The following is a 20,484-nucleotide window of genomic DNA, read 5'->3' on the forward strand; positions in this document are numbered from 1 at the left end:
GTCTGTCGCGCTTTCGATAAACTGCCGGTCGATGACGCAGATCCGCCATGAGCCGGTGGCCCCCACCCGCACCCAGTGGCTGGCCGCCGGCGCGTCGATCGACGCCCACCGGCACGACGAGCACCAGATCGTCTACGCGGGCCGGGGCGTGCTGGCCGTCACCACCGACGCGGGGTCCTGGGTCGCCCCGGCCACCCGCGCCCTCTGGGTGCCGGCCGGCACCGTGCACGCCCACCAGGCGCACGGGACGCTCGAACTGCATCTGGTGGGGCTGCCCGCGGCCGAGAACCCGCTCGGCCTGGACGCGCCGACCGTGCTCGCCGTGAGCCCGCTGCTGCGCGAGCTGATCGTCGCCCACACCCGTGGCCCGGCGGACGGCAGCCCCGAACGGGCCCGGCTGCGCGCGGTGTTGCTGGACCAGCTGCGCGCCTCGCCCGAGCGGCCGCTGCACCTGCCGACGCCCTCCTCGCCGGTGCTGCGCGCTCTGTGCGACATCCTGCGCGCCGACCCGGCCGACGGACGCACCCTGGCGGAGCTGGGCCGGGTGGTCGGGGCGAGCGACCGTACCCTCTCCCGGCTGTTCCGCGGCGACCTCGGGATGACGTTCCCGCAGTGGCGTACCCAGGTGCGGCTGCACCACGCGCTGGTCCTGCTGGCCGAGCGGACACCGGTGACCACGGTGGCGCACCGGTGCGGCTGGTCCTCGGCCAGCGCGTTCATCGACGTCTTCCGGCGCGCCTTCGGGCACACGCCGGGCAGCGGTCCGGCGGCGGCACCGCCGTACGGCACCCGTGGGGAGGGGCCGGGGCAGCCGTGACGGCGTGCCCCGGGCCGTGTTCAGGACTTGGCGCCGAAGTCCTGGGTCCACCAGGGGCCGCCGGAGCCGTTGTGGACGCCCACGCCGATGTTCTTGAACGAGCAGTTGAGGATGTTGGCGCGGTGGCCGGGGCTGTTCATCCAGGAGTCCATCACCGACTGCGGGGTCTGCTGGCCCCTGGCGATGTTCTCGCCGTACGTGGACCAGCGGTAGCCCGCCGCGGTGATGCGCTCGCCGGGGCCGTTGCCGTCCGGGTCCGTGTGGTCGAAGAAGCCGCGGGCGGCCATGTCGTCGGAGAGGCCCTGCGCGGCCTTGTCCAGCTGCGGGTCCTCGGTGACCGGGCCGCATCCGGCGGTGGCCCGCTCCTTGTTCACCAGCGCGACCACCTGCCCCACCGTGCCCGTGGGCGCCGCCTGTGCCTGCGGGGTACGGGTGACCCGCGGAGTGACGCGCACGGTGGGCTCGGCCTTGGGGGTGACGCTCTTCTTCGCGGGGCGGGGGCTCTTGGAGGGGCTCGGCTTCTTCGAGTGCGACGGGGACGGCGACGCGGACGCCGAGGGCGACGACGAGGTGGCGACGGCGCTGGGCGCGGAGAGGTCCGCGACGGGTGCGCCGGCGGTGTGCGCGGCGGTGGCGTCCTTGGTCTCCGGTCCGGAGCCGCCGCCGAAGTACCAGAGGCCGCCGCCCGCCACACAGGCCGCCACCACGGCACCCCCGACGGCCCGGCGCCGGTTGCGCCGCTGCCGCCGCGCCTCCCCTCGGGCCGTCGTACGGCGGCGAGAGGCGCGCAGCCCGACCGGGGTGCCGAAGCCGCCGCCCGTCGCGGCGCCCGGCTCCGGTCCCGCATCCGCCGCCAGGTGCGTGGTTTCGGCGTCCACCGGGACGGGGGTGGCCGAGCCGGCCGCGGTCATGCCGGACGCGGCGGACCGGGTCGTCGCGAGCAGCGCCGACGACACCCCGACCAGCCCCAGCCCGGCGAGCAGCCCCTCGGCGGGCAGCAGACCGCTCCACAGGCCGCCGCAGCGCGCGCACTCGCGGGCGTGCCGGGCTATGCGCTTGCGCCACAGGGCGGAGGGCAGGCCGTCCCAGGAGGCCAGGACACCGCGCAGTTCCTCGCAGGCGGGCCGGGTGTCGAGCGCCCGTACCACCACGCGGGCCGCCTCCAGGCGCGCCTTCATCCGCTGCACCCGTACCGCGGTGTGCTGCGGCGACACGCCGAGGGCCGTGGCGACCTCGGGCCGGGTCAGCTCACCGGCGCACTCCAGCCACCACAGCGACAGCACCTCCCGGTCCTCGGGCTCCAGCCAGCGGGTGGCGCGCGCGGTCTCCTGGCGCTGCCCGGACAGCTGGAGCCGGACGATGGTGAGGTCCACGAAGTCGGCGCCCGGATCGGCGACGTCGGCGGTCTCCTCCACGGCGTGCGGGGCGAGTTGCCGGTCGTGCCAGTGTGCCCGGACCCGGTTCATGGCGATGGCCACGAGCCAGGAGCGGAAGCTCTCCGGGGTCCGCAGGTCGCCGAGCGAGCCGAGGGCCCGGAGCATGGTCTCCTGGACCACGTCGTCGACGTCGACCGAACCGTTCAGGGCCCGCCCCACGATGTTGTACACCAGCGGGAGGAAGGCGCTGACCAGGGCGTCCTGGGCCGCCTGGTCCCCCGCTCGGGCGGCGTTCACCAGTGCCGCCGTGTCCACCGTGTGCTGTGTGCTCATCAGAACTTCCCTGTCCTCGACGCCGAACGATGCTGTCCGTTACCTGGGAGACCGCCGGGTGCGGTGCCGATAACAGTTCTTCGGAAAATCGTTCGACGGGAGGTTCACAGCAGTGGGGCGGGGACCGCAAGGAAGAAGGTCACACCCCGGCGGATCCCGGCCGGCCCTCCTGACCCTGGCTCAGCTCGTTGGCGCGGTCCACCTCGGCCATGTGTTCCTCGGCCCAGTCCCGGACGGCGGCCAGGACGGTGTCGAGCGACAGGCCGAGCGGGGTGAGCCGGTAGTGCACGCCGGGCGGTACGGACGGCTCCACCCGGCGGGCCACCAGTCCGTCCCGGACGAGGCTCCGCAGGGTCACGGACAGCATCTTGTGGGAGACGCCGGGCATCCTGCGCAGCAGCTCGGCGAAGCGCACCTCGTCCGGGGCCGCCTCCGCGAGCACCTTCACCGCCATCGACGTCCACTTGGTGCCGATCCGGTCCAGCAGCCGGCGCGTCGGGCACGCGGGGTCGAACAGGTCACCGCGCACGGCGGGGGCGTCCTTGGCCTGGGAGGTCACCTGAGGCTCACCAACTCACGGGAAAGTGCGGTCTGGTGACGCCGACATTAGTTACCTAGCGTTCCCTTGTCACCATCGGTTACTCATGGGAGCGTTCATGACCGTCCTCTCCGTCCCGGGCGTGCGGCTGCGCCGGGTCACCGTCAACGGCGTCGGGCTCAACGTCGCCACGGCCGGCCGCGGGCCGGCCGTCCTGCTGCTGCACGGCTTCCCGCACACCTGGCGGCTGTGGACCGAGGTCATCGGCCCGCTGGCCCGCCGTCACCGGGTGATCGCCCCGGACCTGCGGGGCTTCGGCGACAGCGACCGGCCGGCCGGCGGGTACGACGCCGGGACGCTCGCCGCCGACGCCGAGGCCCTGCTGGAGGAGCTCGACGCCGGCCCCGCCGCCGTGGTCGGCATCGACCTCGGCGCCCCGCCGGCGTTCCTGCTGGCCGTGCGGCGGCCCGGGCGGGTACGGCGGCTGGTGCTGATGGAGTCGCTGCTGGGCGACCTACCGGGCGCCGAGGAGTTCCTGGCGGGCGGGCCGCCGTGGTGGTTCGGCTTCCACGCCGAACCCGGCCTCGCGGAGACCGTACTCGCGGGACAGGAGGGCGCGTACGTGGGCTGGTTCCTGGAGCGCGGCACCCTCGGCCGGGGCGTACGGCCCGACGTGCGGGCGGAGTTCGTCCGCGCCTACGGCGGGAGCGAGGCGCTGCGCGCCGCGTTCGGGCCGTACCGGGCCCTGCCGGTCACCGCCCGGCAGATCCGGGAGGCGGTGGCCGGCGCCCGCCTCACCGTGCCCGCGCTCACGATCGGCGCCCACCCGGTCGGCCGCTCGCTGGAACGCCAACTGCGCCCGTACGCGGACCGGTTGACCGGCCGGGTGATCCCGGACTGCGGCCACATCGTCCCGCTGGACCGCCCGGAGGCGCTGTTGGAGCTGCTGGAGCCGTTCCTCGCCGGGGACCGGGGCTGACCCCGCGTCCCCGGCGCGGAAGGGTCAGGCGGGCTTCACCTTCGACACCGCCGTCGCGGTGACCTTGTTGTCGCACTCGGCGAGCCAGCCGTCGTCCATGGCGACCTGGTGCTTGCCCGCCTTCGGCAGGCCGATCACCATGGTCGGGAACACGGACGGGGTCGCGCCGGAGACGCAGTAACCGTCCCCCTCGCCCTGCACCTGTACGAAGGTCAGCTTCAGCCACGCCTTGCCGCCCGGTGCGAGGCGCACGGTGGTCGCGGTGCCCTTGGGGGTCACCTTCAGCGGAACGGACCGCTGCGGCGAGCCGTTGCCCGCCCCGGCCACCGTCGGGTGGCCGCTCAGCACGCACGCCGCCGAGGAGACGTTCTTGAACTGGACGACCGCGGCCCCCGTGCCCGTGCCCCGCGGCCGGACGGCGGACTGGTACGCCGACACCTTCAGCGCCTTGGCCGCGCAGGCGGGCGTGGAACGGGAGGTGGTGTGGGCGACCAGGGAGACGCGGACGGGCGCGGCGGCCTCGGCCGACCCGGCAGTCGCCGCGTCCGCCACGGTGGCGGCGGGGGCCTTAGGGGCCGGGGCCGCGCCCGCTGCCGTGCCGCTCGCCGACTGGAAGGCCGTCAGCGACAGGGTGGCGGCGACGGCGGCCAGGGCCGCCCCGGCGACGCGGCTGGTGTGTCGGTGATGCATGAGATCCCCCGGTGGTCCGTGGTGTGTGGTCAGGGCGACCGGCGGGGCGCCGGTGCTCACCGGACCAGACCGGGCGCCGGGGCCCTGGGTTCCCTGGTCCGGCTGTTGTGACACGCCGGTGACAATTCAGGGCCGGATATGCACGGAAGGCCGCGCGGTGGCCACCGGGCGGCGTGGCGCGCGCCGGGCCGGCGTGGTCCGCGGCGAGGATGGCGTCGTCCACGGCGAGGATGGCGCTCGGTACGGAGCCGACCGGGAGGCGGGTGTGCGGGTATGACGGTGAACCGTGTCGGCCTGGTCGTGCACGGCGGGCGCGCCGAGGCGGTGGCCGCCGCGCGGACCGTGCGCGCGTGGTGCGCCGAGCACGCGGTGGGGTGCCGGGACATCGACGTGTGGCAGGAGGGCGCGCGGCACAGCGCCCGGGAGGAGGTCGACAGCGCGGGCGATCCGGACCTCATCGTCACCCTGGGCGGCGACGGCACCTTCCTGCGCGGCGCCCGGCTGGCGGCCGAGAACGACGCGCTGGTGCTCGGCGTGGACCTCGGCCGGGTCGGCTTCCTCACGGAGGTGCCCGCCACGGCCGTACGGGCGGCGCTGGACGCCGTACGCGAGGAGCGGATCAACGTGGAGAGCCGGATGCTGCTCACCATGCGGGCGTCGTGCCGGCTGGAGGTGCCCGCGCAGATGGAGACGCTGCTGCGGTACGGCCGCGGGCCGATGCTGCCCCCGCCGCGGGTGCGGTCGGAGTGCGAGGCGGGCGGTGACTGGGGTGTCGCCCTGAACGTCACCGCGCTGAACGACGTGGTCGTGGAGAAGCTGGCTCGGGACCGGCAGGTGTCGGTCGGGGTCTATCTGGCGGGCCGGCTGCTGGCCGTCTACTCGGCCGACGCGCTGCTGGTGGCCACGCCCACCGGGTCCACGGCGTACAGCTTCGCCGCGGGCGGTCCGGTGGTCTCGCCCCGCGCGGAGGGCCTGGTGTTCACGCCGGTCGCGCCGCACATGGTGTTCAACCGCTCGGTGGTGGCCGCCCCGGACGAGCCCGTCGCGCTGCGGGTGCTCGAGCGGTCCGGCCAGGCCGCGGTCAGCATCGACGGCCAGCTGCGCGGGGTGCTGAGCCCCGGGGACTGGATCGGGGTGTACGCCGCGCCGCGCCGGCTCAAGGCGGTCCGGCTCGGCCCGATGGACTTCTACGGCCGGCTGCGGGAGCGCATGAACCTCACCGACGCGCCGGCCGCGCTCGCCGACGGTGACGCCGCGCCGCTGTGGCCGGTGACCACACCGCCGCCGGGCGACCTGGCCCATCTGGCGCTGCCCCCACTGCCCGGCGACGCCCCCGGCCGGCGTGAGGTCTGATGACGCTGCCGGGCCGGCCGGCGAACAGCGCCCGGGAAGCCGTCCGCCCCAGCCTGCCATGACCCGGATGGCCGTTCGAACCCCGGGGGCGCCACAGCACGGTGCGTGTCTCCTGTGATCGTATATTCCCGTAACGTAGCGTGGGCGAGGCCCACCGGAATGAGGAGATTTTGATGTCGACAGTCGAGCTGAAGACCAACTTCGGCCGGATCGTGCTGGAACTGAACGACGCCGAGGCGCCCAAGACCGTCGAGAACTTCCTGTCGTACGTGCGCAAGGGCCACTACGACGGCACGATCTTCCACCGGGTAATCAACGGCTTTATGATCCAGGGCGGCGGTTTCACCCCGGACATGGACCAGAAGCCCACCGACGGGCCGATCCAGAATGAGGCCGACAACGGGCTGAAGAACAACAACTACACCGTGGCGATGGCGCGGACGAGCGACCCGCACTCCGCGACGGCCCAGTTCTTCATCAACGTTTCGGACAACGCCTTCCTCAACTACTCGGCGAAGACCCCGACCGGCTGGGGCTACGCCGTGTTCGGCAAGGTCACCGAGGGCCAGGAAGTCGTCGACTCCATCAAGGGCGTCAAGACGGGCAGCCGGATGGGCCACCAGGACGTCCCCACGGAGACCGTGGTCATCGAGTCCGCCAAGGTCCTCGCCTGAAACACACCGCCGGGGCGGCACCGGTCCACCGGTGCCGCCCGCGTCGCGCCGGCCGTCGCGTCAGCTCTCCGCCGCCATGGCCTCGGCCAGCTGACGGGGCCTCATGTCGGTCCAGTGCGCGGTGACGTACTCCAGGCAGGACGCCTTGTCGGCCTCGCCGTGCACGACCGTCCAGCCGGCCGGGATCTCGGCGAAGGCCGGCCACAGGGCGTGCTGCCCGGCGTCGTTGACGACCACGAAGAAGCGGCCGTCCTCGTTGTCGAACGGGTTGCTCATGACGTCGTTCCTTTCGAAGGGGCCCCCGCCGCGGGCGGCCGGAAGCGGTTGATGGCGTCGAGGTGCTTCGCGCGCATCTCCTCGTCCCGCACGCCCAGTCCCTCCTGGGGTGCGAGGCACAGCACGCCGACCTTGCCCTGGTGCAGATTGCCGTGCACGTCGTGGGCGGCCTGCCCGGTCTCCGCCAGGGGGTAGACCTTCGACAGCGTCGGGTGGATCCTGCCCTTCGCGATGAGCCGGTTGGCCTCCCAGGCCTCGCGGTAGTTGGCGAAATGCGAGCCGACGATCTTCTTCAGGGACATCCACAGGTAGCGGTTGTCGTACTCGTGGTGGTAGCCCGAGGTGGAGGCGCAGGTGACGATCGTGCCGCCCTTGCGGGCCACGAACACCGAGGCGCCGAAGGTCTCCCGGCCGGGGTGCTCGAAGACGATGTCCACGTCCTCGCCGCCGGTCAGCTCGCGGATGCGCTTGCCGAAGCGCTTCCACTCCCTCGGGTCCTGGGTGCTCTCGTCCTTCCAGAACCGGTAGCCCTCGGCGTCGCGGTCGATGATGGCCTCGGCGCCCATCTTCCGGCAGATCCCGGCCTTCTGCTCGCTGGAGACCACGCAGACCGGGAAGGCGCCGCCGGCCAGCGCCAGCTGGGTGGCGTACGAGCCGAGTCCGCCGCTCGCGCCCCAGATCAGGACGTTGTCGCCCTGCTTCATGCCGGCGCCGTTGCGGGACACCAGCTGCCGGTACGCGGTGGAGTTGACCAGGCCCGGGGCCGCGGCCTCCTCCCAGGTCAGATGCCGGGGCTTGGGCATCAGCTGGTTGGACTTGACGAGCGCGATCTCGGCGAGGCCGCCGAAGTTGGTCTCGAAGCCCCAGATCCGCTGCTCGGGATCCATCATGGTGTCGTCGTGGCCGTCGCTCGACTCCAGCTCCACGCTCAGACAGTGCGCGACGACCTCGTCACCGGGCTTCCACGCCTGCACCCCCGGACCGGTCCGCAGGACGACGCCCGCCAGGTCGGAGCCGATGACGTGGTACGGCAGGTCGTGCCGCTTCGCGAGCGGGCTCGTCCGGCCGTAGCGCTCCAGGAAGCCGAACGTCGGCAGCGGCTCGAAGATCGAGGACCACACCGAGTTGTAGTTGACCGAGGAGGCCATCACCGCCACCAGGGCCTCGCCCGGGCCGAGTTCGGGCAGCGGCACCTCGTCCAGGTGCAGGGACTTGCGCGGGTCCTTGTCGCGGGTGTGCATCCCCGCGAACATGTCCGTCTCGTCCTTGTGCACGGTGATCGCGCGGTACGACTCGGGCAGCGGCAGGGCCGCGAAGTCCGCGGGGGTGGCCTCCGCCGACAGGACGGCGCTGAGAATCTCGTTCACGGGCTCAGACCGCCGCTCCGGTGCCGGAAGCGAGTCGTCGCAGTGTGGTCTCGATCCGGGCCAGTACGGCCTGCTGCTGCGCCACCAGGTAGAAGTGGGCCCCGGGGTACACGTGGAGTTCGAACGGGCCGTCGGTCTCCTGGGACCAGGTGCGGGCCTCGTCGGGGGTCACCCGGGGGTCGACGTCGCCCGTCAGCACGACGAACGGGCTGCTCAGTCGCGGTCCGGGGGTGCGCTGGTAGGTCTCCACGGCGCGGTAGTCGGCCCGCAGCGCGGGCAGGATCATCCGGAGCAGCTCCTCGTCCTGGAGCAGGGCGGCGTCGGTGCCGTCGAGCTTGGTGACCTCCTCGATCAGCCGCGCGTCGTCGCCCTGGTGGACGTTGTCGTTCCGCTGGACGGACGGGCCCCGGCGACCGGAGAGGAAGAGGACCGCGGGGGGCCGGCCGGCCTCCTCCAGGAGCCGGGCCAGCTCGAAGGCGACCACGGCGCCCATGCTGTGCCCGAACAGGGCGAGGGGCGTGTCCTCCGTTTCGTCCAGGGCGTGGAACACGCCCCGCGCGAGGTCCTGGATGGAGTCCGCCGGGGTTTCCTGGCGGCGGTCCTGGCGGCCGGGGTACTGCACCGCGCGCACGTCCACCGCGGGCGACAGCGCCTTGGAGACGGGGAAGTAGAAGCTCGCGGAGCCGCCGGCGTGCGGCAGGCAGAGCAGCCGCGGCGCACCCGGTGTCGGCTGGTGGAAACTGCGCAGCCACAGCTGGTGCTCTGCGCTGGACCGGTCGGCCATGTGTCCCCCTAGGTGGAACGTGTGCGAATCGTGCTGGTACGGACGGTAGTTGACGCCGGACGGCGCCGGGCGGGCGGGTTGCGGGGCGGAGCGCCGCCCGGCCCGTGCGGGCGGCGCTCCGGTGGTCGGACAGGCCGGCTGCCGGACGGTCGGACAGGCCTGCGGCCGGACGTCAGACGGTCACGGACACGTCGTACGACACGAGCCAGCGGTTGAGCCACAGCGCCATCTCGATGCCGCCCCGGTCGTGCGGCAGGCTGAAGTCGTCCAGCTCGCGGCCGAGGACGCGGTTGACCCTGGCCGTGTTGAGCAAGGGCCGCACCGGCGCGTCCGGGTCGGCCAGCACCTCGCGCAGCTCGGCGCGCAGCGCCTGCTCGTACCGGGTGTCCTGGGTGGAGGGGAACGGGGTCTTGGTCCGCTCCAGGACCGAGGCCGGCAGCACATCGCGGACGGCGGCGCGCAGCAGGCTCTTCTCCCGGCCGTCGAACGACTTCATCGCCCACGGCACGTTGAACACGTAGTCCATCAGGCGGTGGTCGCAGAACGGCACCCGGACCTCCAGGCCGACGGCCATGCTCATGCGGTCCTTGCGGTCCAGCACGGCCTGCATGAACCGGGTGATGTTGAGGTAGGTGACCTCGCGCATGCGCCGGTCGACCGCGGACTCCCCGGCCAGCACGGGCACTTCGGCGAGGGCCTCGGCGTAGCGGTCCCGGCGGTAGCCCTCCAGGTCCAGCTTCTCCAGCAGGCCCTGGTCGATCAGCGAGCTGCCGCCGAAGATGCGCGCCGAGCCGGGGGTGAGCCAGGGGAAGGTCGGCGCGTCGACCGCCTCGGGGCGCTGGTACCAGCGGTAGCCGCCGAACAGCTCGTCGGCGGACTCGCCGGACAGCACCACGGTCGCCCGCTTGCGGATCTCGCGGCACAGCAGGTAGAGCGACGGCCACAGGTCGCCCCAGTACGCCGGCGGGAGGTCGGTGGCGCCCAGGATCGCCGCCCGGACCGCCGGGTCGGCCAGCTCGGTGCTGTCGAGCAGGACCTCGCTGTGGTCGGAGCCCACATGGGCGGCGCAGTCCCGCACGTACGGCGCGTCGGCCGTGCCGCGGACCGCGTCCGGCTCGAACCCGTCGGCCGCGCCCTGGAAGTCCACCGAGTACGAGCGGACCGGGCCGCGCCCCTCGGCGGTCAGCGCGCGCTGGGCCAGGGCGGTGATGGCCGAGGAGTCGAGGCCGCCGGAGAGCAGGGTGGCGACCGGGACGTCCGCGATGAGCTGGCGGGAGACGATGTCCTCCAGCAGCTCCCGGACGGTGGCGATCGTGGTGTCCAGGTCGTCGGTGTGCTCGCGGGCGGTGAGCTGCCAGTACCGGGTCCGGGTCAGGCCGCCCTCGGTCACCCGCACCACCTGTCCGGGGCGGACCTCGGACAGGTCGGTGAACGGCGTGACCTCCGGGGTGCGGACCATGTCCAGGATCTCGGCGAGGCCCTGGGCGTCGACGCGGCGCGGCACGCCGCGGTGGGCCAGGACGGCCTTCGGCTCCGAGCCGAACACGACGCCGTCGGAAGTCCGGGCGTAGTAGAGCGGCTTGACCCCGATCGGGTCGCGCACCAGCAGCAGTTCGCGGGTGGTCGCGTCCCACAGGCCGATGGCGAACATGCCGTTGAGCCGGGCGGCGAAGTCGGCGCCCCACTGGAGGTAGGCGTTGAGGACGACCTCGGTGTCGCTGTCGGTGCGGAACGTGTGCCCGAGGGCGGCCAGTTCGGCACGCAGCTCCCGGAAGTTGTAGACCTCTCCGCAGAAGGTCAGGGCCGCCAGGGTCCGGCCGTCGCGTGTCGCGACCATGGGCTGGGCGCCGCCGGCCGGGTCGATGATGGACAGCCGGCGGTGGCCGAGCGCGACGGGTCCCTCGATCCAGACGCCCTCGGCGTCCGGGCCGCGGCAGATCATGGTGTCGGTCATCGCCTGGACGACGGACCGGTGCCGCGCGAGGTCGTCGCCGTGGGCCACCCATCCGGTGATTCCGCACATGTCGTGTCTCTTTTCGTGCTTCAGGCCGCGGCGAGCGCGGCGTTGACGCGGTCGAGCAGCTGGCGCGGCGTACGGGCCTCGCTGATCACGTTCTCGCCGAGTTCGACGCCGTGCTTGCGCTCGATCCGGCGTACGGCGTTCAGCGTGGTGAGCGAGTCGAAGCCGAGGGCGGCGAACGTGACGTCCGACGGGTCGCCCTCGGGCTCGACCGGGTCCTGGTCGCCGATGCTGCGGTTGAAGATGTCGATCAGGTCCTGGATGGTCAGCTCAGCCATGGTCGTTCTTCTCTCTGTCTCTCTCGGTGTTGCGGGCTGTCGGTGATGGCTCGGTGGGGGTGCCCGGGTCAGACGGTGAGCAGGGTGCAGTACCAGTGCATTCCGATGGACAGACCCGCGAGCGCGACGACGTCGCCCTCGGCCAGCTCGCCGCGTTCGAGCAGGGTGTCCAGGCAGATCAGCTGGTCGGCGCCGCCGCAGTGGCCGAGGTCCTTGGCCAGTTCGGCGTTGGTGCGGTCCAGGGGCACGCCGACGGCCTTGGCGACGTCGGCGAGGGAGTCCTGGTTGTCGTTGAGGAACAGGAACCGCTTCACCTGGCCGGGGTCGACTCCGGCCCCGTCGCAGGCGTCCTCGAACACGGTGCGGACGCGGCTGTTGAGGGTGCGGACGAACTTCGCCAGGTGCTCGGGCTCCCGGCGGAAGTGCCGGTACACCAGGGACAGCGGGTCGATGTCCAGGTTGCCAGTGCCCTCGGGGGCGTGCGGGGCGGCGGCGCCACCGTACTCGACCCGGTAGAAGTCGGCGTACGTGGGGTCGGTGAGCTGCTCGGTGGCAAGCCAGCGGAGCCGGTCGTGGCCGCGGCGCAGGACGGCCGCCGCGGCGCCGTCGCTGCCGAGCAGGGTGTTGAAGCGCATGCGGTTGGTGTGCGCCTCGCTGACCTGGTTGACGGCGACCAGCAGGACCGTCTCGGCGTCGGGGCGGGTCGCGAAGGTGCCGGCGATCTGCTGGAAGGCGGTGACGCCGGACGCGCAGCCCTGGGTGAGCAGCAGGGTCGGTGCCGTGCCGGCGCCGATCGCGCGGGCGACGACGGCGGAGGTGTCCCACAGCAGGTACTCGGGGACGCTGCTGTCGGCGACCACGACGAGGTCGAGGTCCCGGGGGTCGACGCCCGCCTTGGCGAGGGCCTTCTCCGCGGCGCGGGCGGCGAGCGCGGTGGAGGTGGTGCCCTCCGGGGCGCGGTGGTAGCCGCGGTAGCCCCAGAGCAGGACGCGGTCGGGGTCGTCGACGTGGTCGGCTGCGGTGGCGGCGACGTCGCGCGGGTCGCCGAGGGCGTGGGCGAGCGCGAGGACGCCGAAGTCCGTGGCGGGCATCGGGTCTGGTTCTCCTTGTCCGTGGGCCTGTTCAGCGGGGGAACACGCCGTCGGCGGTCCAGCCGCCGTCGAAGCGCAGGGTGGTGGCGGTGAGATAGGCGAACTCGTCGCCGGTGAGGGACAGGACGAGGTCGGCTATCTCCTCGGGCTCGGCGAGCCGGCCCAGCGGGGTGCGGGCGGCGATGGCGGACTCGTCCAGGTTGCCGTTGGCGAAGCCCTCGGCGACGAGGGGGGTGCGGACGTAGGCGGGGCTGACGGCCACCACGCGGACGCCGTGCTCCGCCCATTCGACGCCGAGCGCCTCGGTGAGCATGACCACGCCGGCCTTGGACGCGCAGTACGCGGCGCGGCCGGGGACGGCCCGGTGTGCCATGACGGAGGCGAGGTTCACCACCAGTCCGCGGCGCGCGGACAGGGCGGGGAACAGCGCCTGGGCGCAGTAGAACGTGCCGCTGAGGTTGACGCCGACGACCCGTTCCCAGGTGCGTGGCTTCAGCTCGGCCGACGGGGCGATCGCGCCGACACCCGCGCTGTTGACGAGGAGGTCGGTCCCGGTCACCTCGCGGGCGGCGGCCTGGACGGACTCGGCGTCGGAGACGTCCACCTCGCGCCAGTCGGCGAGGCCGGTGGCGTCGCCGGGTTTGCGGTCCCAGCCGGTGACCGCCCAGCCCGCCCGGGCCAGCCGGGCGGCGACGGCCGCGCCGATGCCGCTGGACGATCCGGTCACGACCGCGTGTCGCCGGCTGTTCATGTCCGCTCCTTCCAGGTCCGGTAGACGGTCTCCACGGAGGCGCTCACCGCGGCGACGGCGGCCTCGTAGGCGTCGGCCACCGGGTGGGTCACCGGGATCGCGCCGGTTCTCGGGTGTACGCCGGTCACGGCGCGGGCGCTCGGTACCGGGTCCGCCGTGGGCCCGGTGAGGCCGAGGGCGGCCAGGTCCGGGGCGTGGCCCTCCGCCCACAGCGCGGCGGCGGCCCAGCGCAGCTGGTCGAGCTGGGGCCGGGTCGGCGAGCCCGCGCTGACCGTGAGGTGCGGCCGGCCGGCGAGGGTGGCCGCGACGAAGCGGGTGAGGCTGCCGCAGCCGGCCTGCACGAAGACGCGGGCGCCCTGCTCGTACAGCCGCTCGATCACGGCACGGAACCGGACGGGCTCCACCAGGTGCCGGTCGAGCAGGGCGCGCAGCTCGGTCTCGTCGTCCGGGTAGGGGGCGACGGTGGTCGCGGACCAGACGGGGACGGCGGGGCGGGCGAGCGGCACCCGGTCGAACACGGCCGAGAAGCCCGGCAGGTACGGGGCGAGCATCGGCGAGTGGAACCCGGACCGGAACGGCAGCACCCTGCGCGGCACCTCGGGGTCGGCGATCCGGGCGAGGCAGCGTGTGACGGCGTCCTCGTCGCCGCACAGCACGCTCTGGTCGGGCCCGTTGTCGTGGGACAGCACGACCCGCGGCTCCCCCTCGGCCAGCCGGGCCGCCGCCTCGGCGGGCAGGCCGACGGCGGCGAAGACCACGTCCGGGACCGGGGCGGCGCCCATCGTCCGGGCGAACTCGTCGAACGCCGGCTCGGGGAAGAGGCCCGCCGCGAACAGGGCGCTCCACTCCCCCGCGCTGTGCCCCGCCATGGCGTCCGGGACGATCCCGGCCCGCAGCAGCGCCGCGTGGAGCACCCGGTTGAGCCGCAGGGTGGCGTGGGTGCGCTCGGCGAGGGTGGCGGCGCCGGTCGCCGGTCCGGCGGGGCGGCCCAGCCAGCGCAGGACGTCGTCGGGGGGCGGGCCGGTACGGGCGTCGAGCCCGGGGAAGAGGAAGACGGTGCGGCCGGCCGGGCCGGGCCGGGGCGCGAACCAGATGTCGTTGCCGCCGTGCCACGGTTCGCCCCGGTCGATCAGGGCGAGGGCCTGCGCGATCCGCTCGGCCGTGGGGTCGAGCACCGCGACGCGGCAGGGTCCGGTGCCGCCGCGCCGGCCCGAGCGCAGGGCCGTGCCCAGGGCTCCGGGGCCGGCCGCGGCGGCGAGGAGGATGTCAGTCAAGGGCGCTCCCGAACCCGGCGGGGTCCCCGACGGTGAGCAGCACCTGCGGGTCGCGGCCGAAGGCCAGTTCGCGCAGGAAGGCCCGTACGCCGTCGTCCGGGTCGATCAGGCCGATGCCGCCCCGGACGTACGCCCGTTCCAGTTCGGCGGTCACCATGCCGCCCGCGTCGGCCGCCCAGGGGCCCCAGTCCAGCGCGAGGACCCGGTCGGCGACCCGGCCGGACCACTGCCGGGCCAGGGTGTCCAGGGCGTCGTTGGCGGCGGCGTAGTCGGTCTGGCCGCGGTTGCCGGTCACGCCGGCGATGCTGCCGAAGAGCACCAGGTGGCGCAGGCCCGGCCGGAGCCGGGCGGCCAGCGCCCGGGCGCCCGCGACCTTCGTGTCGTACACCTCGGCGAACTCGTCGGGGGTCTTGTCCCGCAGCAGCCGGTCGCGGACCTGGCCGGCCGCGTGGACGACGGTGTCCAGCCGGCCGTGCCGGGCGTACACGTCGTCCAGGACGGCACCCAGCCGCTCGGGGTCGCGTACGTCGGCGCGGTGGTAGCGCACGGACGCGGCCCGGCCGGCGAGGTCGTCCAGGCACTGCCGGACCTCCCGGCCGGCGGCGTGGGCACGGACCGCGCGTTCGATGCCGGCCGGGTCGCGCCCGCCCTCGGCGATCAGGCGGGCCCGCAGGTCGGCGTCGGTGAGGACCGGCCCGGTGACGGGTTCGCTGCGGCCGACGAGTTCGATGTGGCAGCCGGTGAGGGTGGCCAGGGCGCGGGCGACGCGGGCGGTGATGCCGCGCGCGCCGCCGGTGAGGAGCACCACGGAGTCGCGGTCCAGGCCGAGGTCGCCGGCGGTGACGTCGGCGGCGGGCAGCGGGGCCTGCCGGGTGCGCCAGACGGCCCGGCGGCCGACGGTGTGGGTCACGGACGGCTGGGCTGCGCCGAGTTCGGCGAGCAGGGTGCGCGCCGCCTCCTCGGCCGGCTGTCCGGCTTGCAGGTCGACGGCGACCACGGCGAGGCCGGGGTGTTCGCGGGAGAGGGCGCGGGCGAGGCCGTGCACTCCGGCGCCGGCGGGTCCGGCGTCGTGGCAGGTGGCCAGCAGCAGGGTGCGCACGCCGCCCAGGACCGCGGCCCGTATCTCGGCGAACCGGCCGGGCAGGACGCCGTCGCCGCCGTCGAGGGCGTCGAGCAGCAGGAGGGCGTCGCAGCCGGCGGGGTCGCTGACGACCTCGGTGCCGTTCTCCTTGAGCAGGGCGGCCAGTACGTCACCGGTCTCGCCGCCGCCGCTGACGGCGGCCCGGGTGAGGGTCGGCGGCGGGCCGGCGGGCCGTTCCTCGGGCACGGGTTCGACGACGTGGCGCACGGTGTCCGAGGCGCCGGCGGGCGGGGCTTCGGGCTCCGGCTCGGCCTCCTGGCGGTCGGTGCCGCCGGGGCCGGTGCGGGTGGCGAGCCAGTCGGTCATCGCCCGGATGGTGCGCAGGTCGGCGAGTTCGCCCACGGCGTCCGCGGCCGGGGTGCCGCGGACCAAGGCGGAGGCGATCTCCGTGCGCTTGAGCGAGTCGACGCCGAGGGCGGCTTCCAGGTCGAGGTCCGGGTCGAGCATGGCCGGCGGGTAGCCGGTGCGTGCGGCGACCAGGTCCAGGACGGTGGGCGCCGCGGTCCCGGCGGATTCCGGTGGGTCGATCTCGGCGGGCGGCTCGGGGGCCGGGGGTTCCGTGCCGAGGTAGCGGAGCATGACCTCCTGCTGTGCGGCCACGATCCGCTGGGTGCCGCGCAGGAACTCGATGACGGTCTCGTCGCGGCTGTCGGACGCGCCGCCGCCGGTGAGGGTCACGGGCGGTCCGGCGGGCTGGAGTCCGCCGGGGACGGGCGTGCCGTCCGCGGTGCGCACCAGGTGGCCGTCGACGGTCCATCCGGCGGGCGCGGACACCGGCTCGTCCCACGCGCCGGTCAGCTCGTCCAGCCGTACGGGTGTGCCGCGTACGGCGAGCGCGGCGAGGGTGCCGAGCAGATGCGCGAGTCCCGGGCGGCCCGGGGCCTCCACGGACAGGGCGGTGTGCGGGCGGTCGGCGAGCACCTCGCCGACCAGGCGGGTCAGGACCGTGCCCGGGCCCGCCTCCACGAAGACGCGGACGCCGGCCGCGTACATGTCCTCGATCTGCTCGGCGAACCGCACCGGGCGGGCGAGGGCGCCGGCGAGCTGGGTGCGTATCGCCTCGGGGTCCGTCGGATACGGCCGGGCGGTGGCGCCCGACCAGACCGACAGCCGGGGCGCGCGGAGGTCGTGGCCGGCCAGTGCGCCGGCGAAGGCGTCGACGGCCGGGGCCATCCGCGGGCTGTGGAAGGCCGCCGCGACCGGGAGCCGCTTGGCGGTGTGCCCGGCCTCCCGCAGTGCGGCGACGGCGGCGTCGATCCCGGCGGCGGAGCCGGCGAGCACCACCTGGCCGGGGGCGTTGTGGTTGGCCGGGGTGACGTCGTCCGCCAGGCCGTGCCGGGCGAGCAGCTCGGCGACCGTGCCGGCGGGCGCGGCGACCGCGGCCATCGCGCCGGGGTCCTGGCCCGCCGCGGTGTGCATGGCCTCGGCCCGGGCGCCGCTGAGCGGCAGTACGGCCGTCTCGGGGAGGGCGCCGGCGGCGGCGAGGGCGGGCAGTTCGCCGTAGCTGTGGCCGGCGGTCATGTCGGGTTCGACGCCGCAGGCCCGCAGGAGGTCCAGGGCGGCGAGGCCGCCGAGGCCGAGGGCGGGCTGGGCGAGCCGGGTGTCGACCAGGCGCGGGGGTGTGCCGCCGAAGGCGGCGGGCGGGAAGAGGGCGCCGGTCAGTCGCGGCTCGGCGCGCAGGTACCGGTGCAGGCGCGGGAAGGCGACGAAGAGGTCGGCCAGCATGCCGGGCCGCTGGCTGCCCTGGCCCGGGAAGAGCAGCGCGACGGGCTGCCGGGTGCCGTCTCCCACGTGGACGCCGCGCTCGGGGCGGTCCTCCCCGCGCAGGGCCAGGTCGAGCTGTTCCCGCAGCGCGGCGGTGCCCTCGGTGACGAGGGCGATCCGGGTCGGGCCGGTGCCGGTGACGCCGGTGAGGGCGGACGGCCGTACGGTGCCGTCGGCCAGCCGGCCGGCCAGGTCCCGCAGGGCGGTGCGGACCTCGTCCTCGGTGCCGCGGAACAGGAGCAGTCCGGCGGACCTCGGCGCGGTCTCCCGCGCCGGGTCCGGAGCGGGGGCGGCCACGACGGCGTGGTAGTTGACCCCGCCGAAACCGAACGCGCTCACTCCGGCGACGCGTCGGGGCTCGGCCCAGGGGCGGGCCGTGGTGTCGAAGGCGAACGGGCTGGTCGCCGGGTCCCAGGCCGCGTTGGGCTCGGTGAGGCGGGTGGGCGGCCGGACGCCGGTGTGCACGGCGAGTACGGCCTTGATCAGTCCCGCCATGCCGGCCGCGCACTTGGCGTGGCCGATGAGGGACTTCACCGAGCCGAGCGAGCACGCTCCGGGAGCGGCGCCGGCCGTGCGGAACACCTCGGTGAGCGTCTCCAGTTCGGTGCGGTCGCCGAGCACCGTGCCGGTGCCGTGCGCCTCGACGAGGCCGACCTCGCGGGGGGACAGGCCCGCGAGGGCGTAGGCGCGTTCCAGGGCGCGCCGCTGGCCCTCGGGGCGGGGCGCGGTCAGGCCGAGGCCGCGCCCGTCGCTGCCCGCGCCGACCGCCTTGATCACGGCGTAGACGCGGTCGCCGTCCCGTTCGGCGTCCGCGAGTCGCTTCAGCACGAGGCAGGCGACGCCCTCGGCGAGGACGATGCCGTCGGCGGAGGCGTCGAAGGCGCGGCAGCGGCCGGTGGGCGAGAGTGCCCGTACGGAGCCGAACAGCAGGTGGTCGTGGAGGCCGTTGTGGGTGTCGACGGCGCCGCACAGCACCATGTCGCTGGTTCCGGCGAGGAGTTCCTTGCAGGCCTGGTCGAGCGCGGCCAGCGAGGACGCGCAGGCCGCGTCGACGGTGTAGGTGGGGCCGCCGAGGTCGAGCCGGTTGGCGACCCGGCCGGCGATGACATTGGCGAGGGTGCCGGGGAAGGAGTCCTCGGTCAGCCGGGGCAGCCGGGCGTCCAGCTCCTGCGGCACCGACTCCAGGTGCTGCCCGAGCATCGAGCGCGCCGCGTACGCGGAGGCGAGGTCGGCCCCCGCCTCCGCGGCGAAGATCACCGAGGTGGTCTCCCGGTCGAACGGCCGCTCGCGGTACCCGGCGTCGGCCAGTGCCCGGTCGGCGGTGTGCAGGGCGAGCAGTTGCGCGGTCTCGATGCCGCCGAGGGAGTTGGGCGGCACGCCGTGGGCGAGGGCGTCGAAGGGCAGGGGCGGCAGGAATCCGCCCCATTTCGACGGCGACTGCTCGCCGGGGGCCGCGTCGGCGCCGCCCCAGTGGCGGTCGGCCGGCCAGCGGTCCGGGGGTACTTCGGTGACGGAGTCGACACCGGCCACCACGTTCGCCCAGTACCGGCCGAGGTCCGGGGCACCGGGGAACGCGCAGGCCATGCCGACGACCGCCACGTCATAGGGACGCGGGCTCATCGGGTCAGCCCCCTCCCGGCGCCGGAGAACAGCGGGAAGTAGGTGTCGAGGTCGTCCCGGCGGTAGGCGTCGGCCAGTTCGGGGACGCGGGCGAACGGGGTCACCGGGTCGTCGGCGATGTCGGGCAGCCAGCCGGTCTCCTGCATGACGTCACGGATGCGGGGGGCGTCCTGCAGCCGCCAGGCGTGGGTGTGGACGTGGATGTGCCTGCTGATGCACTCGGTGGCGCGCAGGTTCCACAGCCGCATGCCGGTCTTCCAGCCGACGGTGGACACCACGCCCTCGCGGGCGAGGCTCTTCATGGTGGCCCGGTGCAGGCCGCCGCCGAGGTTGTCCAGGAAGACCGAGACACCGTGGCCGCCGGAGAGTTCGCCGACGATCTCCAGGAACCGGGCCTCGGAGGCGCGGTAGCGGTCCATGGCGTCCGGGTCGGTGGACTCCTTGGCCCGGAGGTAGTCCAGGTCGGGGAACTCGCGGCGGTCGACGGCGATCGCGCCGGACGCGGCGATCTCCTTCAGCCGGCTCTCACGGCCGGACACCATGGCCGTGCGGAAGCCCTCGCGGCGGGCCAGTTCGAGTTCGGCGAAGACGACCCCGCCGCCCCAGCCGAGGACGAGCGGCTGCTCGTCCCAGGCGTCGTCGACCTGGCTGCGCCAGCACCGGCTGGTGACCCGCCAGTTGTCCCATGCGGTGAAGTACCGGGCGAACGGCGCCCAGCGCTCCAGCGGGTAGCGCCCGTCGGCCGGCAGCGGCACGAGCCGGTCGGCGGGGACGACCATACGCTCGGCCAGCAGACCGGGCGAACCCGGCGCGTCGTAGGCGCAGATGGTCTCCGCGTAGCCGTTGCGGTCGGCCTGGCCGAACGGGATCCACAGGCATTCCTGGCCCTCGCGCAGTCCGCGCACGGCCGATCCGGTGCTGAGCACGCGGACGACGCCGCAGGTGCCGATGACGATCTGCTCCTCGCCGCGCTGCCGGACGATGTCGACGGGGCTGCGCGCGAGGGCGTGCTCCATGTTGGCTTCCCAGCAGCCGACGAGGGACTCGACCAGTACCTCGTCCTCGCCGGGGGAGGCCACCGGGATGCGGGTGAGGGTCAGCTCGCCGCGCACCGGGCCGCCGGACCTGTCCTGCGGACCCGCGGGCAGCACCCAGGCCTGAACGTTCTCCATCAGTTCCCCCTTGTGTGCGTGCGTGCGGCGCCGGACGTGCCTGCCTGCTCACGCGTATCGATCGCCCTCAGCCGTACCTGCCCCCGTGGCGCGATGCGGCCGGGGCGGTGATCGTCCCGCCCCGCCGTAGCGATCATGGTGATGCTATCGGACGGTCCAGGGCCTGTGGCCAGTGCTGTGCGCAAC

General features: G+C 74.4%; 17 protein-coding genes. 4 read left to right on the forward strand and 13 right to left on the reverse strand.

All coding sequences use genetic code 11. The features are described 5' to 3' along the window. The first annotated feature begins 31 nt into the window (after positions 1-31). Positions 32-817, forward strand: a complete 786-nt coding sequence (locus ABZ937_RS13165) for a helix-turn-helix transcriptional regulator (protein ID WP_361690104.1) — start codon at positions 32-34, stop codon at positions 815-817. A gap of 20 nt (positions 818-837) precedes the next feature. Here ABZ937_RS13165 and ABZ937_RS13170 read toward each other — a convergent pair whose 3' ends face one another. After that, entirely contained in the window at positions 838-2,526 is a 1,689-nt protein-coding gene (locus ABZ937_RS13170) for a sigma-70 family RNA polymerase sigma factor (protein WP_361690107.1), read from the reverse strand. A 139-nt stretch (positions 2,527-2,665) separates the two neighbouring features. Further along, on the reverse strand, positions 2,666-3,085 hold the full coding sequence (locus ABZ937_RS13175) for a helix-turn-helix domain-containing protein (protein ID WP_361690110.1): 420 nt from the start codon (positions 3,083-3,085) through the stop codon (positions 2,666-2,668). Positions 3,086-3,182: 97 nt separating this feature from the next. Between ABZ937_RS13175 and ABZ937_RS13180 the strand changes: the two genes are divergently transcribed. Then, entirely contained in the window at positions 3,183-4,043 is an 861-nt protein-coding gene (locus ABZ937_RS13180) for an alpha/beta hydrolase (protein ID WP_361690113.1), read from the forward strand. A 24-nt stretch (positions 4,044-4,067) separates the two neighbouring features. On the opposite strand, the gene ABZ937_RS13185 is transcribed toward ABZ937_RS13180, so the two are convergent. Then, positions 4,068-4,733 carry a DUF4232 domain-containing protein gene (locus tag ABZ937_RS13185; RefSeq protein ID WP_361690116.1) on the reverse strand — a complete coding sequence of 222 codons (666 nt, stop codon included), beginning with the start codon at positions 4,731-4,733 and terminating at the stop codon, positions 4,068-4,070. Positions 4,734-5,006: 273 nt separating this feature from the next. On the opposite strand from ABZ937_RS13185, the gene ABZ937_RS13190 reads away from it, so the two are divergent. Next, positions 5,007-6,086: an NAD(+)/NADH kinase gene (locus ABZ937_RS13190; protein WP_361690118.1), complete on the forward strand. Its 1,080-nt coding sequence runs from the start codon at positions 5,007-5,009 to the stop codon at positions 6,084-6,086. Positions 6,087-6,259: 173 nt separating this feature from the next. Beyond that, positions 6,260-6,760 (forward strand): peptidylprolyl isomerase, encoded by a 501-nt coding sequence (locus ABZ937_RS13195; RefSeq protein ID WP_361690121.1) that lies wholly within the window; start codon positions 6,260-6,262, stop codon positions 6,758-6,760. 60 nt (positions 6,761-6,820) lie between these two features. Here the strand turns inward: ABZ937_RS13195 and ABZ937_RS13200 are convergent, their stop codons facing one another. The 10 genes from ABZ937_RS13200 to ABZ937_RS13245 form a co-directional block, all read right to left on the reverse strand. Then, positions 6,821-7,036 carry an MbtH family protein gene (locus ABZ937_RS13200; protein WP_361690124.1) on the reverse strand — a complete coding sequence of 72 codons (216 nt, stop codon included), beginning with the start codon at positions 7,034-7,036 and terminating at the stop codon, positions 6,821-6,823. Continuing rightward, the gene (gene ccrA / locus ABZ937_RS13205) at positions 7,033-8,403 is read right to left on the reverse strand and encodes a crotonyl-CoA carboxylase/reductase (RefSeq protein ID WP_361690127.1); all 1,371 of its coding nucleotides are present in this window, start codon (positions 8,401-8,403) and stop codon (positions 7,033-7,035) included. Before ccrA ends, ABZ937_RS13200 begins: the two co-directional genes overlap by 4 nt. A gap of 4 nt (positions 8,404-8,407) precedes the next feature. Further along, the gene (locus tag ABZ937_RS13210; protein WP_361690130.1) at positions 8,408-9,187 is read right to left on the reverse strand and encodes an alpha/beta fold hydrolase; all 780 of its coding nucleotides are present in this window, start codon (positions 9,185-9,187) and stop codon (positions 8,408-8,410) included. A 172-nt stretch (positions 9,188-9,359) separates the two neighbouring features. Continuing rightward, positions 9,360-11,210: an asparagine synthase (glutamine-hydrolyzing) gene (gene asnB, locus ABZ937_RS13215; protein ID WP_361690133.1), complete on the reverse strand. Its 1,851-nt coding sequence runs from the start codon at positions 11,208-11,210 to the stop codon at positions 9,360-9,362. 20 nt (positions 11,211-11,230) lie between these two features. Continuing rightward, positions 11,231-11,485 (reverse strand): acyl carrier protein, encoded by a 255-nt coding sequence (locus ABZ937_RS13220; protein ID WP_361690136.1) that lies wholly within the window; start codon positions 11,483-11,485, stop codon positions 11,231-11,233. A 68-nt stretch (positions 11,486-11,553) separates the two neighbouring features. After that, positions 11,554-12,576, reverse strand: coding sequence for a 3-oxoacyl-[acyl-carrier-protein] synthase III C-terminal domain-containing protein (locus ABZ937_RS13225; protein WP_361690139.1), 1,023 nt, complete (start codon positions 12,574-12,576; stop codon positions 11,554-11,556). A gap of 31 nt (positions 12,577-12,607) precedes the next feature. Beyond that, positions 12,608-13,327 (reverse strand): SDR family oxidoreductase, encoded by a 720-nt coding sequence (locus ABZ937_RS13230; RefSeq protein WP_361690142.1) that lies wholly within the window; start codon positions 13,325-13,327, stop codon positions 12,608-12,610. Then, a complete protein-coding gene (locus ABZ937_RS13235) occupies positions 13,324-14,601 on the reverse strand; it encodes an acyltransferase domain-containing protein (RefSeq protein WP_361690145.1) in 1,278 nt (425 codons plus the stop codon). Before ABZ937_RS13235 ends, ABZ937_RS13230 begins: the two co-directional genes overlap by 4 nt. Then, positions 14,594-19,126 (reverse strand): SDR family NAD(P)-dependent oxidoreductase, encoded by a 4,533-nt coding sequence (locus ABZ937_RS13240; protein ID WP_361690148.1) that lies wholly within the window; start codon positions 19,124-19,126, stop codon positions 14,594-14,596. Before ABZ937_RS13240 ends, ABZ937_RS13235 begins: the two co-directional genes overlap by 8 nt. Continuing rightward, positions 19,123-20,298 (reverse strand): zinc-binding alcohol dehydrogenase family protein, encoded by a 1,176-nt coding sequence (locus ABZ937_RS13245; RefSeq protein ID WP_361690150.1) that lies wholly within the window; start codon positions 20,296-20,298, stop codon positions 19,123-19,125. Before ABZ937_RS13245 ends, ABZ937_RS13240 begins: the two co-directional genes overlap by 4 nt. Positions 20,299-20,484 lie beyond the last annotated feature (186 nt).

This window comes from Streptomyces sp. NPDC046727 (assembly GCF_040645635.1).
Lineage (GTDB): Bacteria > Actinomycetota > Actinomycetes > Streptomycetales > Streptomycetaceae > Streptomyces.

Coding starts and splice junctions, on each gene's coding strand:
- asnB (WP_361690133.1), bottom strand. CDS start 11,210: ATGTGCGGAATCACCGGATGGGTGGCCCACGGCGACGACCTCGCGCGG.
- ABZ937_RS13165 (WP_361690104.1), top strand. CDS start 32: ATGACGCAGATCCGCCATGAGCCGGTGGCCCCCACCCGCACCCAGTGG.
- ABZ937_RS13240 (WP_361690148.1), bottom strand. CDS start 19,126: ATGAGCCCGCGTCCCTATGACGTGGCGGTCGTCGGCATGGCCTGCGCG.
- ABZ937_RS13230 (WP_361690142.1), bottom strand. CDS start 13,327: ATGAACAGCCGGCGACACGCGGTCGTGACCGGATCGTCCAGCGGCATC.
- ABZ937_RS13225 (WP_361690139.1), bottom strand. CDS start 12,576: ATGCCCGCCACGGACTTCGGCGTCCTCGCGCTCGCCCACGCCCTCGGC.
- ABZ937_RS13245 (WP_361690150.1), bottom strand. CDS start 20,298: ATGGAGAACGTTCAGGCCTGGGTGCTGCCCGCGGGTCCGCAGGACAGG.
- ABZ937_RS13170 (WP_361690107.1), bottom strand. CDS start 2,526: ATGAGCACACAGCACACGGTGGACACGGCGGCACTGGTGAACGCCGCC.
- ABZ937_RS13210 (WP_361690130.1), bottom strand. CDS start 9,187: ATGGCCGACCGGTCCAGCGCAGAGCACCAGCTGTGGCTGCGCAGTTTC.
- ABZ937_RS13195 (WP_361690121.1), top strand. CDS start 6,260: ATGTCGACAGTCGAGCTGAAGACCAACTTCGGCCGGATCGTGCTGGAA.
- ABZ937_RS13180 (WP_361690113.1), top strand. CDS start 3,183: ATGACCGTCCTCTCCGTCCCGGGCGTGCGGCTGCGCCGGGTCACCGTC.
- ABZ937_RS13200 (WP_361690124.1), bottom strand. CDS start 7,036: ATGAGCAACCCGTTCGACAACGAGGACGGCCGCTTCTTCGTGGTCGTC.
- ABZ937_RS13190 (WP_361690118.1), top strand. CDS start 5,007: ATGACGGTGAACCGTGTCGGCCTGGTCGTGCACGGCGGGCGCGCCGAG.
- ABZ937_RS13220 (WP_361690136.1), bottom strand. CDS start 11,485: ATGGCTGAGCTGACCATCCAGGACCTGATCGACATCTTCAACCGCAGC.
- ABZ937_RS13185 (WP_361690116.1), bottom strand. CDS start 4,733: ATGCATCACCGACACACCAGCCGCGTCGCCGGGGCGGCCCTGGCCGCC.